At 72.1% G+C, this 12,273-nt stretch carries 8 protein-coding genes; 4 read left to right on the top strand and 4 right to left on the bottom strand.

What is annotated here, in order from left to right:
* Positions 1-3 precede the first annotated feature (3 nt).
* On the bottom strand, positions 4-2,010 hold the full coding sequence (locus tag HAV40_RS20640) for a beta-galactosidase (protein ID WP_239086481.1): 2,007 nt from the start codon (positions 2,008-2,010) through the stop codon (positions 4-6).
* 112 nt (positions 2,011-2,122) lie between these two features.
* On the opposite strand from HAV40_RS20640, the gene HAV40_RS20635 reads away from it, so the two are divergent.
* The 3 genes from HAV40_RS20635 (at position 2,123) to HAV40_RS20625 (ending at position 6,894) form a co-directional block, all read left to right on the top strand.
* The gene (locus HAV40_RS20635) at positions 2,123-4,483 is read left to right on the top strand and encodes a TIM-barrel domain-containing protein (RefSeq protein WP_166383729.1); all 2,361 of its coding nucleotides are present in this window, start codon (positions 2,123-2,125) and stop codon (positions 4,481-4,483) included.
* A 5-nt stretch (positions 4,484-4,488) separates the two neighbouring features.
* On the top strand, positions 4,489-5,883 hold the full coding sequence (gene xylB, locus HAV40_RS20630; RefSeq protein ID WP_166383727.1) for a xylulokinase: 1,395 nt from the start codon (positions 4,489-4,491) through the stop codon (positions 5,881-5,883).
* Positions 5,884-6,129: 246 nt separating this feature from the next.
* Positions 6,130-6,894: an alpha/beta fold hydrolase gene (locus HAV40_RS20625; RefSeq protein WP_166383725.1), complete on the top strand. Its 765-nt coding sequence runs from the start codon at positions 6,130-6,132 to the stop codon at positions 6,892-6,894.
* A 184-nt stretch (positions 6,895-7,078) separates the two neighbouring features.
* On the opposite strand, the gene HAV40_RS20620 is transcribed toward HAV40_RS20625, so the two are convergent.
* The 3 genes from HAV40_RS20620 to HAV40_RS20610 all read right to left on the bottom strand — a co-directional run bounded on the left by HAV40_RS20620 (position 7,079) and on the right by HAV40_RS20610 (position 10,759).
* Positions 7,079-8,011: a carbohydrate ABC transporter permease gene (locus HAV40_RS20620; protein WP_203671523.1), complete on the bottom strand. Its 933-nt coding sequence runs from the start codon at positions 8,009-8,011 to the stop codon at positions 7,079-7,081.
* Positions 8,008-8,997 carry an ABC transporter permease gene (locus tag HAV40_RS20615; RefSeq protein WP_239086483.1) on the bottom strand — a complete coding sequence of 330 codons (990 nt, stop codon included), beginning with the start codon at positions 8,995-8,997 and terminating at the stop codon, positions 8,008-8,010. The genes HAV40_RS20620 and HAV40_RS20615 overlap by 4 nt, the downstream gene beginning before the upstream one ends.
* A gap of 91 nt (positions 8,998-9,088) precedes the next feature.
* Positions 9,089-10,759: an extracellular solute-binding protein gene (locus HAV40_RS20610; protein WP_166383721.1), complete on the bottom strand. Its 1,671-nt coding sequence runs from the start codon at positions 10,757-10,759 to the stop codon at positions 9,089-9,091.
* A gap of 229 nt (positions 10,760-10,988) precedes the next feature.
* Between HAV40_RS20610 and HAV40_RS20605 the strand changes: the two genes are divergently transcribed.
* Positions 10,989-12,200, top strand: coding sequence for an ROK family transcriptional regulator (locus tag HAV40_RS20605; RefSeq protein WP_166383719.1), 1,212 nt, complete (start codon positions 10,989-10,991; stop codon positions 12,198-12,200).
* The last annotated feature ends 73 nt before the right edge of the window (positions 12,201-12,273 follow it).

The following is a 12,273-nucleotide window of genomic DNA, read 5'->3' as shown; positions in this document are numbered from 1 at the left end:
GGGCTATCGGGACCTCGTAGCAGCGATTTCCGTGAAAAGGCTGCTAAAAGCAGGTAGCTCCATCGCTGCGCCTGGCTGGAGCGCATGACCGGCGATGTCGTGAGATTCGCCGGTGTGGTTGAACAGCCAGACTCCGTCCGTGGCGCGGACCGCCTCCACGCCGTCGGGCAGGCCGGGCAGGACCGGGGCGGCTCCGGCGGCGGCACAGACCCCGTCGAGCAGGTGTGCCGTCGCGGTCTCGGCCAGGCCGCAGGAGACGTAGTGCGCGGTGCCGGTGCCGTGCTCGCGCCGGGTGATCGCCGGTCGTCCATCGGGATAGGAGACTTGCACCGCCGCGCCGGGCGCGGTCAGGTGCTCGGTCCAGGCGGTGGCACGGTCGCCGTTGTCCAGGGTGACGGCCGTTCCGGTCGGCAGCGGGTCGAACTCCTCGACGTGCACGCCGAGCAGTTCGCGCAGCGCGCCCGGGTATCCGCCGAGCCGCACCCGCAGGTGCTCGTCGACGATCCCGGACAGGTACGTCACCACCAGGTGCCCGCCCTCGCGCACGTACCGCTCCAGCCTGCGCGCCGATTCGTCGGTGAGCAGGTAGGCCGCAGGCACGACCAGCACGCGGTATCCGTCCAGCGCGGCCGAGGGCGGCACCACGTCGACCTGATACCCCAGCCGCCACAGCGCCCGGTGCCAGTCTTCGACGATCCCCTGGTAGTCCACGGGCGCGGGCAGGTGCGACGCCCCGACCGCCCAACCGCACGTCTCGTCGAACCACACCGCCACCTCGCCGCACGCCGTCGCGGCTCCGGCGGGCTCGCCCGTGGGGAAGGGCACCTTCCGATCGGCCGAGCGATCGGAAGGTGCCCTTCCTTCAGTTGCCGCGAGGCGGTTGCCGAGGGCGACGGCTTCGGCGAAGAGGCGGGTGGCCGGGCCGGGGTGGGCGACCAGGGCGGTGTGCCACTGTTCAGCGCCACCGCGGCTCGCGCGCCACTGGAAGTACATCGCCCCCGCCGAGCCACGGGCGACGTGCGCCAGCGCGGTACGGGCGAGCATGCCGGGTGGTTTGCGGCGCTGGACACCCTGCTCGGTGACGTGGCCGGGGGCGTGCTCCATCAGGAGCCAGCGTCCGCCGTGCCCGGCGGCGGCCGACCAGCCCCGCGCGGCGTCGGCGGCGAAGGCGCTCTGCGCGGGTACGCCGTCCAGTGTGGACGGGTAGTGGTCGATGGCGACGAGGTCGACCTCGCGGGACCAACTGGCGTGGTCGACGGGCACCCATCCGCCGAGCACGAAGTTCGTGGTGACCTGCGCGGCCGGGGCGACCGCCTTGATCGCGTCGCGCTGCTCGGTGTACGCCGCCAGCATGCTGTCGGACAGGAAGCGCCGGTAGTCCAGCTCGTGCGCGGGGTTGCCGAGGTACTGGGTGGCGCGGGGCGGGAGGATCTCGGACCAGTCGCCGTGGCGCTGGCTCCAGAAGTCGGCGGTCCAGGCGTCGTTGAGGGCGTCGACGGCGCCGTGGCGCTCGCGTAGCCAGGTGCGGAAGGCGCGCGCGCAGTGGTCGCAGAAGCACCAGGTGCCGTACTCGTTGTGTACGTGCCACAGGCGTAGTGCGGGGTGGCGGGCGTAGCGCACGGCGAGCGCGGTCGCGATGCGCAGGCTCGCGGCGCGGTAGGCGGGGGCGTTGACGCAGTACGTGTCGCGGGAGCCGTGGACCAGGCGTACGCCGTCGCGGCGCGTCGCCAGCGCGTCGGGGTGGGCCCGGGTGAACCAGGGCGGCGGGGAGGCGGTCGGGGTGGCCAGCACCGCGCCGATCCCGTGGGCGTGCAGGCCGTCGAGGACGCGGTCGAGCCAGCCGAAGTCGTACGCCCCGGGGCTCGGTTCCAGGCGCGACCAGCTGAACACGCCGACGGTCGCCGCGGTGACGCGGGCCTCGCGCATGAGGGCGAGATCCTGCGCCCAGACCGGCTCCGGCCACTGCTCGGGGTTCCAGTCCGCACCGTAGAAGGTCGAGTTTGTCGGCACCCCGGCCAAATTAGAGGGAGCAGGACGGGGCGTCAACCGTTGACGTTTGTTTGGCTACACGGAAAACTAAAAGACGTCATACCTGCAGTAGACGCCGCGCTGGGAGCCGATAATGCCGTTCCGCCCGCCACTGGTGGCCCACGAGTACTTCTCCGCCGACCCGCCGGAACTGCCCCGCCGCGCCCACGGCGAACCCGGCCCGGAGACCGTCGTGCGGGCCGAGCTGACCGGCAAGGACTCCGTCGGCGTGACCTTCGACGCGTTCACCGACGCCGGAACCGTGCTGCATCTGCACGTCGGCGCGGCCGGCGACGGGATCCTGCGGGTACGCCTGTCCGCCGAGGCCGGGGCGCGCAGCCGCAGCGCCCGGCTGCTCCCGCTCACCCAGCCCGACCCGGGCGCGGTGGCGACCGTGGTGACCGGCGAGAACACCGTCACCGTCACGGCCGGGCCGCTGACCGCCGAGGTCACGCTGGACCCGTGGCGGCTGTCCTTTCACGACGCCGACGGGCGGCCGCTGCTCGGCGCGGACCCCGGCCTGACTGACATCTCCGGACGGATGCGCACCCTGCCGCTGGGCTGCTCGCGCGTCGACGGGCAGATCGTGGCCTACCACGAGAGCTTCGCCATGCCCGCCGACGAGGTCCTGTCCGGCACCGGCGAGCGCTTCACCGCGCTGAACCTGCGCGGCCAGCGGCCGGTGATGTGGAACTTCGACGCCTTCGGCAGCGAGTCCGACCGGGCGTACAAGAACGTGCCGTTCTACCAGTCCAGCCGGGGCTACGGTGTCGTGGTCGACTCGGGCATGCCGGTCGAGTTCGACTTCGGCGCGTCCACCGGCAGCGTCACCCAGCTCCTCGTGCCCGACGACCTGATCGAGTACTACGTGCTCGCCGGGCCCACCCCGGCCGACGTGCTGGACCGCTACGACGCGCTCACCGGCCGCCCGGCCTGCCCGCCGAAGTGGGCGTTCGGCTCCTGGATCTCGTCGGGCTTCTGCCGCGACACGCAGGAGGCGGTGCTGGCCCGTGCGGCGACCATCCGCGCCCACGGCATCCCCTGCGACGTGCTGCACCTGGACACCTACTGGCAGGCCGAGGGCACCTGGTCGCACCTGCGCTGGGACCCGGTGGCGTTCCCCGACCCGGACGCGATGCTGGCCACCCTGCACGAGCAGGGCTTCCGGGTCTGCGTGTGGATGAACTCGTACCTGTCGCACCGCACCGACCGCTTCGCCGAGGCCGCCGAGCGGGGCTTCCTGCTGCGCCGGGCCGACGGCGCGGTGTACGTAGCCGACTCCTGGCACGGCTCGTTCCCGGCGGGCGGCATCGTCGACTTCACCAACCCGGAGGCGACCGCCTGGTTCCAGGACCTGCTGCGGCCGCTGGCCCGGCAGGGCGTCGACGTGTTCAAGACCGACTTCGCCGAGGGCGTGCCCGCCGACGCGGTCGCCTTCAACGGCATGACCGGCACCGAGCTGCACAACGTGTACGCCCTGCTGTTCAACGACGCCGTCGCCGAGGTCACCCGCGAGGTGCACGGGCACACGATGGTGTGGGCCCGCTCGTCGTACCTGGGCGGGCAGCGGCACGCGGCGCAGTGGGGCGGGGACACGATGTGCTCGTACGAGGCGCTGGCCTCGTCCATGAACGGCGGGCTCGCGCACGGGCTGTCCGGGGTGCCGTACTGGTCGCACGACAGCGGCGGCTTCTGCGGCGTGCCGAGCGACGACCTCTACCTGCGCTGGGCCCAGTTCGGGGCGCTGTCGCCGCTGGTGCGCTTCCACGGCACGACGACCCGCGAGCCGTGGCGCTTCCCGGCCGTCGAGGCGGACGTGATCGAGGCGCTGCGGCTGCGCTACCGGCTGCTGCCGTACCTGTACTCGGCCGCGCTGCGCTCGGCGGCGACCGGCGAGCCGATGATGCGGGCGCTGGGCGTGGACTCCCCGGCCGACGCGGCGTCGTGGCGGGCCGAGCACGTGTACCGGCTCGGCACGGACCTGCTGGTCGCTCCCATGATCAGTTCCAGCCAGCAGCGCGACGTGTACCTGCCGCCCGGCGAGTGGGTCGACTGGTGGAGCGGCGACGTGGTCGGCGGCGGTGTCACGCTGCGTGTCGCCCCGCCGCTGACGCAGCAGCCGCTGTGGGTGCGCCGCGACGCGCTGCTGCCGGTGGCCGCGCCCGCCGAGCACCTGGCCGACGGGCCGTGGGCGCAGCTCACCCTGCTGAGCTTCGGGGGCGGCGACGGGGCGTGCGAGATACGTGACGACGGTTACGTAAGCACTGTCGCGGCACGGCGGGACGGGGATACGCTCTCGGTGACCATCGCCGGGCCGGCCCGGGTCACGGCGATCGCGTTCCCCACCGTCGCCGGCGGCACCCCTCCGGCCACCGTGCTGGTCAACGGCGTGCGGGCCACGCTGGGCCCGGTGGACGGCCTGCTCACGGCGGCCTGGCAGGCTCCAGGAGACTGAACTTCATGACACTCGTCGCCGGCATCGACTCCTCCACCCAATCGTGCAAGGTGGTGGTCCGCGACGCCGACACCGGCGCGCTGGTCCGCCAGGGCCGGGCGAGCCACCCCGACGGCACGTCCTGCCCGCCCGAGGCCTGGTGGCAGGCCCTGCAGACGGCGATCACCGCGGCGGGCGGGCTGGACGACGTCGCGGCGATCTCGGTCGGCGGGCAGCAGCACGGCATGGTCTGCCTCGACGCCTCCGGTGCCGTCGTGCGCGACGCGCTGCTGTGGAACGACACCCGCAGCGCGCAGGCCGCCACCGACCTGGTCGCCGAACTCGGCGGGCCACGTGCCTGGGCCGACGCCGTCGGCAGCGTGCCGGTCGCCTCGTTCACCGTGACCAAGCTGCGCTGGCTGGCCCAGCACGAGCCGGACAACGCCGCCCGCACCGAGGCGGTGTGCCTGCCGCACGACTGGCTGACCTGGCGGCTGGGCGGGACCGGCGACCTGTCCGCGCTGGCCACCGACCGTAGCGACGCCTCCGGCACCGGCTACTGGTCCCCGACCACCGGCGAGTACCGTCGCGACCTGCTCAAACTCGCCTTCGGCCGGGACGCCCTGGTGCTGCCGACCGTGCTCGGCCCCGACGGCTCCCCCGGCCGCACCCCCGGCGGCGCGCTGCTCGGCCCCGGCGCGGGCGACAACGCCGCCGCGGCGCTGGGCGTCGGCGCGCGGCCCGGTGACGTGGTCGTCTCCATCGGCACCTCGGGCACCGTGTTCAGCGTCGCCACCACCCCCGCCGCCGACGACACCGGCACCGTGGCGGGGTTCGCCGACGCGACCGGGCACTACCTGCCGCTGGTCTGCACCCTGAACGCGGCCCGCGTCCTGGACGCCGCCGCGACCATGCTCGGCGTCGACCACGCCGAACTGTCCCGGCTGGCCCTGTCCGCCCCGGCGGGCAGCGACGGCCTGGTGCTGGTCCCCTACCTCGAAGGCGAGCGCACCCCGAACAAGCCCGACGCCACCGGCTCGCTGCACGGCCTGACCCTGGGCACGTCCACCGCCGCGCACCTGGCCCGGGCCGCCGTCGAGGGCATGCTCTGCGCCCTGGCCGACGGCCTCGACGCCCTGCGCGGCCAGGGCGCGACCGTGTCCCGCGTGGTCCTGGTCGGCGGCGGCGCCCGCGCCGAGGCGGTACGCCGGATCGCCCCGTCGGTGTTCGGCTGCCCCGTCGTGGTCCCCCCGCCAGGCGAGTACGTGGCCGACGGAGCGGCCCGCCAGGCCGCCTGGGTCGCCACCGGCACCGCCCCCGCGTGGACCCTCGACGGCCTGGAGACCTTCGAAGCCGACGCCGTGCCCGCCGTCCGTGCCCGCTACGCCGAGGCCCGCGAGCTCACCCTCCCCCGCGTGTAGTGCAAGGAAGGGCACCTTCCCAACGCCAGAGCGTTGTGGAAGGTGCCCTTCCTTGCCCCGCAGTCCCTGCGGAGCAGGTCGGGGCGCGGGTGCGGCGGGACCGGTGAAATCGCCGATGCCGCCGAGCCGCACCGCTGCGCAGACTGATCAAGTAGCCGCCGGCACCGTGCGCCCTGGCATCGCGTGCCCCGGTGGCACGCCCGCCGAGTGCGGCGGCTCCGGGCCCTGACCTGATCGGAGAGCCGCATGCAGACCTTCCCGTCGTACGACGGCATCACGCTGGCGTACCACACCTGGGGCGAACCTGGCGGCGACCTGCCGCCCGTGGTCCTACACCACGGGTTCAGCACCTCGGCCGCCGCCAACTGGAAGGCGCCCGGCATCGTCGACGCCCTGGTCGGGGCGGGCCGCCACGTCATCGCGATCGACGCGCGGGGCCACGGCTCCTCCGAGAAACCCCACGACCCCGCGCGGTACGGCGAGGACAAGATGGCCCGCGACCTGGGCACCCTGTTCGACCAGCTCGGACTGGACCGGGTGGACCTGGTCGGCTACTCGATGGGCGGCGTCGTCGCGCTGCTCACCGCCGCCGCGGACCGGCGGGTCCGACGACTGGTCACCGGCGGCATCGGGGCCGGAGCCGTCGAGCAGGGCGGCGTCGACCGGGCCGCCCTGCCCGGCCGGGCACTGGTCGACGGCCTGCTCACCGACGACCCGAGCACCATCACCGACGAGCGGGTCATGGGTTTCCGGCTGTTCGCCGACGCGTCCGGCGCGGACCGCCAGGCGCTGGCGGCCCAGGCCCAGGCGGGCCACCGCGCCCCCATCGCCCTGGACCGCATCACGATCCCCGCGCTCGTCCTCGCCGGCACCGACGACTGGCTGGCCACCCGCCCCGAAGTGCTGGCCGCCGCCCTGCCCGACGCCCGCTGGAAAGTCCTCGCGGGCGACCACCTCACCGTCGTCCGCAACCCCGAATTCGCCGCCGCCATAGTCACCTTCCTCACCTGATCGCTCCGGCGGCGCGGGCGCGGCATGATCGCCATTTCGGGTCGAAAAGTGTGGGCGGACTCCACTTTTTGGCCCGAAACGGCGATCTTCGCGGCGGCGCGGCGGGGCCGGGTGGGGTTGGAGATCGCCGCGGCGAAGGGAGAGCCGCGGCGATCCGTTCGGGGCGGCGGGTGCCGCGGCGGGGTCAGCCCTTGAGGGCGCCGGTGATGACGCCCTTGGTGAAGTGGCGCTGGATGAACGGGTAGACGGCGACGACGGGGATGAGGACGACGACGACTACGGCCATCTTGACCGCGAGGCTGGGTGGCGCGCTGAAGCCCAGCGCCGGCGGTGAGCCGATACCCGCAGGGCTCTGACCGGCGATGATGTACGCCTGTAGCACCTGCTGCACCACCCGGTCCTCGGCGTCGTTGAGGTAGAGGACCGCGTTGAAGTAGATGTTCCAGTACCCGACGGCGTAGAACAGCCCCACCACCGCGACCACGGCCTTGGACAGCGGCAGCACGATCCGGGCCAGGATCATCCACTCCCCCGCCCCGTCGATCCGGGCACTGTCCAGCAGCTCCGACGGGATGCCCATGAAGAACTGCCGTACCACCATCAGGTTGAACGCGTTCACGGCGGCGGGCAGGATCAGCGCCCAGTGCGAGTCCTTGAGCCCGAGGCTGGTCACCACCACGTAGGTCGGCACCAGGCCGGGCCCGATCAGGAAGGTGATCAGGAAGAACATCAGCAGCGGCCGGTGCCAGAGGCTGCCCGGCCGGGACAGCCCGTACGCGGCGAGCACGGTGCAGACCAGGCTGAGCGTGGTGCCGACGACGGTGACGAACACGCTGTTCCAGATCGCCGCCGACACCTCGCCCCGCGTGAAGATCAGCACGTACGCGGAGATGTCGAAGTCGCGGGGCAGGAACACCATGCCGCCCGCGTCGGCGATCGCCTGCTTCGACGAGAAGCTGGTCACGATCACCGACCACATCGGGATCAGCACGGCGAGCACCACGGCGGTCAGCAGTACGCCCTTGGCGAGCCGCCCGGGAACCGTGGGCGGCTCCTCCCAGGCCGGGCGCTGGGCACGCCGACGGCGGTCCCGCATGGCAGGGGTGACAGCGGTCATGAGCGGACGAACACCCCCTCCTCGCCGAAGCGGCGGGCCACCCGGTTGGCGACCAGGATCAGGATCAGGCCGATGACGGCCTTGAACAGCCCGGCCGCCGCGCCGACCCCGTAGTCCTGGGTGAGCAGGCCGAGGTAGTACACGTAGGTGTCGAGCACCTCGGCGGCCTGCCGGCCGACGGCGTCGCGTTGCAGGATGAACTGCTCGAAGCCGACGGACAGCGCGTTGCCCAGCTGCAGGATGAGCAGCAGTACGACGACGGGTCGCAGGCCGGGCAGGGTGATGTGCCACAGCCGCCGCCACCGGTTCGCCCCGTCGGAGGCCGCCGCCTCGTACAGGTTCTGGTCGATCGCGGTCAGCGCGGCGAGGAAGATGATGGTCCCCCAGCCGACGTCCTTCCACAGCGACTCGGAGCTGACCAGCAGGATGAATGTGTCCGGATTGGTCATGACGTCCCACGGCTGCAGGCCGTTGTCCCGCAGCACCTGGGCCAGCAGGCCCGAGCCGCCGAGCATCTGCAGGAAGAACGTCACGACCAGCACCCAGCTGAAGAAGTGCGGCAGGTAGACCACGGTCTGGATGAAGCCGCGCAGGCGGCTGGACACCACGCTGTTGAGCAGGATGGCCAGCGCGATCGGCAGCGGGAAGAAGAAGACCAGCTGGAACGTGGTGATCAGCAGCGTGTTGCGCAGCGCGTCCCAGAACTGCGAGTCGGCGAACAGCTCCGCGAAGTTGGTGAAGCCGATCCACCGGCTGTTCACGATCGCCTCGATCGCGGTGTCGCCCGACCACTGGTCGTAGTCCTTGAAGGCGACCACGTTGCCCAGCGTGGGCAGGTAGTGGAAGACCAGCAGCAGCAGTACGGCGGGCAGCGCCATCACCAGCAGCGGCCAGTCCCGCCGCCAGCGCGCGCCGAACGAGGCCCGCCGCCGGACGGGCGGCCCGCCGGGCGCGGGAAGTGGCCGGGCCGCCGAAGACCCGGCCACTGGACTCGGGGGCTGCTCCGGCGGCCCGTCGTGAAGACGGACCGCCGGCTGCCCACCAGTTTCGGTGGTGCCTTTCACCGCGACTCCCTGTTCATCGGCCAGCGTCGCTCAGCGCCTTCGCCATGTGCGCGCGGCCCGTCTCGCCGCCCCCGTCACGCCACTGCTTGAGCACGGTGTCCAGGTCGGACAGCGGCCGGCGACCCCGGGCGATGTCCTTGACCTTGTCCTCGGTGGGCTGCTTGACCTTCACGTACTCCGCCGGCATCTCGAGTTTCATGCCCAGCCACGGGTCGACCTCGAGGTTCTTGACCGCGGCGTTCTCCCAGTTGATCAGATCGGTCACGTAGTTGGGTACCCGTGCGTCGTACTTGATCGTGGGGGCGGTGCCGGCCAGGAAGCGGAACTGGTCCGCCTTCTCCTTGCCCTGCAGGTCGGTGCCGACCGGCCAGCCGTCGGCGCCCTTGGTGAAGTGCTTGCCCTCGACGCCGTACTCGACGAGCTCGAACTCCTTCGTCCCCAGCGGCGCGGCGACGAAGTTGAGGATGCGCAGGATCTCCTCGGTCCTCTCCTTGCCGAGGCCCTTCTTGACAAAGGTGTAGAAGACCGGGTCGGGCGAGCCCCAGACCAGCGGCGCGCCGCCGTCGGCGGCGAAGAACGGCACCGGCTGCATGTTGAAGCCGGAGGTGACCTTCTGCTGCTCGGCCTGCATGCCGAGCCACGCGCCCACGCCGTCCTGGATCATCGCGATCTTGCCGCCGGAGAACAGCAGCTTGGCGTCGGCACCCTTGCTGGCCACGACCTCGGGGTGGATCAGGCCGTCCTTGTACAGCTTGGCCATGAACTCCAGCGCGGCCTTGAACTCGTCGGTCTCGTACTTGAACAGCACCTTGCCGTTCTTGTACCCCCAGCCGTCCTTCGAGTTCGGCACCCGGAAGATCATCTCGACCATCGCCTGGACGTCGTTGAACGCCCACACGCCCTTGCCGGGATCGGTCATCTTCTTGCCGAAGTCGTACAGCTCCTGGGCGGTCTTCGGAATCCCCGCCCCCGCGGCGTCGACGAGGTCCTTGCGGTAGAACAGCGCCCACGGGTAGGGGCCGTCTGTCGGCCACGGGACCGCCATCAGCCGCTCGTTCCACACCGCGTTGCCCCAGGCGACGGTCGGCAGGCTGGCCAGCATCTGGTACGGCTTGACCTTGTCCCCGGCCAGGTGGTCGGTGAGGTCCTCGAACAGCGCCTTGGCCGCCTCGGAGAAGTTGGGGATCTTGCTGATCTCCCAGCCCGGAATGCACAGCACGTCCGGGATGTCACGGGCGGGCAGGATCGCGTTCAGCTTGTCGGCGTACGTGTTGCCGTCCTGCACGCCCGGCGTGACCACCGCACCCAGTTCCGCGTTGATCGCGTCGAGGTACGCGTTCTGGCCCGGACCGGCGGGCACCTGCCCCCAGAACGGGGTCATCGTGGTGATGGTGCTGCCCCGGCCGGGCTTCTCAGTGATCGCGTCGACCAGCGCGGACGGATACTTGGTGAAGCCGTTGGCGACCGGCGAGACGCCCTTGATGTCCGGCTGCACCAGCTCCAGCGGCTGGAACTTGGGCAGGACCGCCTGCAGCTTGTCGAGCTGCTGCGTCGTGCCCGGGTCCGCCGCCTTCTCACCGCAGGCGGCGAGGGTGCCGCTGCCCGCTACGGCGACCGCGCCCAGGCCGAGCAGGCTCAGGAACGATCGGCGGTTCGCCGCCGCGCCCGCGAGGGGGTTGTCCACGGCGTGCTCCCTTCGTCATTTGTCAAGCTCAGGATCAGGGAAAGGGGTGTCTGTGGAGCGATTGCACGGTACAGTTAGTTCGGCTTCCGACTAAACAAACTAGCCGAAGGTCAGGGCGACCACAAGGGAGCGTTCCCATGCCGAGGTCCACGGCGGTGCTGAGCCATGGCTCGATACGGCATGATGGTGCGACCAGTGCAGCCACACCGGAGGGCAGACGGTGATCACCATGCAGCGCGGCCCTCAACCGGCGGACTTCGCCGACGTGAGGGCCACGAACCTGGCCGTCGTGCTGCGCTACGTACGCGGCCACGCGCCGTGCTCCCGCGCGGAGATCGCCGCCACCACCGGGCTCAACAAGGCCACCGTGTCCAGCCTCGTCGCCGACCTGATCGAGCGCCGCCTGCTGCGCGAGACCGGCCTCACCGAGCACCGGATCGGCCGCCCGGCGACGATGCTCGTGCTCGACGGCTCCCCGTACGCCGCGATCGGCATCGAAGTCAACGCCGACTACCTCACCGCGGTCGCCATCGACCTGGCCGGGCAGCAGGTGCTGTCCTGGAGGCGCTCGTTCGCCGGGCTCACCTCCAGCCCCGCGCAGGCCGCGACCGCCATCGCGGCACTCGGCCGGCGCGCGGTCAACCGGGTGCTCAAGGAGGACCGCCGGGTGCTCGGGCTGACCGTCGGCGTGCCCGGCCTGGTCTCCCCCGACGGCGTCGTCATCATGGCCCCCAACCTGGGCTGGCGCGACGTCAACCTGCGCGACATCGTCAACCGCGCGCTCGGCGAACCCGGCTTCCCGGTCGCCGTCGACAACGACGCCAACCTCGCGGTGCTCGCCGAATCACGTTACGGCGCGTTCGCGGGCTCGCAGAACCTGATCTACCTGACCGGCGAGGTCGGCATCGGCGCGGGCATCATCAGCGACGGCCAGCCGCTGCGCGGCCACCGCGGCTTCCCCGGCGAGATCGGACACATCACCATCGACCCGCAGGGCCCGCCGTGCGCCTGCGGCCGCCGCGGCTGCCTGGAGGCCATCGCGGGCATCACCGCGATCATCGCGCGGGTGCTGCCCGAGGTCGCGGGCGACGGCGACATCACGGACCTGCAACCCGAGGTCGACGAGGTCGTACGCCGAGCCCGCGCCGGCGACCCCGCCGCCCTCCACGCGCTGGACGACGTAGGCCGAGCCCTCGGCCAGGGCGTCTCCATCCTCGCCAACCTCCTCGACCCCGAGGTGATCGTGCTCGGCGGCTACTTCGTCCCCCTGGCCCCCTGGCTCCTCCCACCCGTCGAAGCCGAACTCCGCGCCCGCCGCATCGGCCCCGACACCGGCAGCCCCCAGGTCGTCGCCTCCATCCTGGACCACGGCGCAGCAGCCACCGGCGGAGCAGCCACCATCCTCGACCACATCGACGCCGGCCGCCTCCCCCGCCCCTGACCCCACCCCACCGTGGCCCGCGCCCACCCCGCCACCCACCCCGCGCCGCCGCCCCGCCCCGCCGCCCCGCCCG

This window comes from Catellatospora methionotrophica (assembly GCF_011297335.1).
Lineage (GTDB): Bacteria > Actinomycetota > Actinomycetes > Mycobacteriales > Micromonosporaceae > Catellatospora > Catellatospora methionotrophica.
This window is presented reverse-complemented; position numbering and strand designations above follow the sequence as displayed.

Bases quoted from the DNA above. Each gene is read 5' to 3' on its own strand.
- HAV40_RS20620 (WP_203671523.1), bottom strand. From the start codon at position 8,011: ATGACCGCTGTCACCCCTGCCATGCGGGACCGCCGTCGGCGTGCCCAG.
- HAV40_RS20625 (WP_166383725.1), top strand. From the start codon at position 6,130: ATGCAGACCTTCCCGTCGTACGACGGCATCACGCTGGCGTACCACACC.
- xylB (WP_166383727.1), top strand. From the start codon at position 4,489: ATGACACTCGTCGCCGGCATCGACTCCTCCACCCAATCGTGCAAGGTG.
- HAV40_RS20635 (WP_166383729.1), top strand. From the start codon at position 2,123: ATGCCGTTCCGCCCGCCACTGGTGGCCCACGAGTACTTCTCCGCCGAC.
- HAV40_RS20605 (WP_166383719.1), top strand. From the start codon at position 10,989: ATGCAGCGCGGCCCTCAACCGGCGGACTTCGCCGACGTGAGGGCCACG.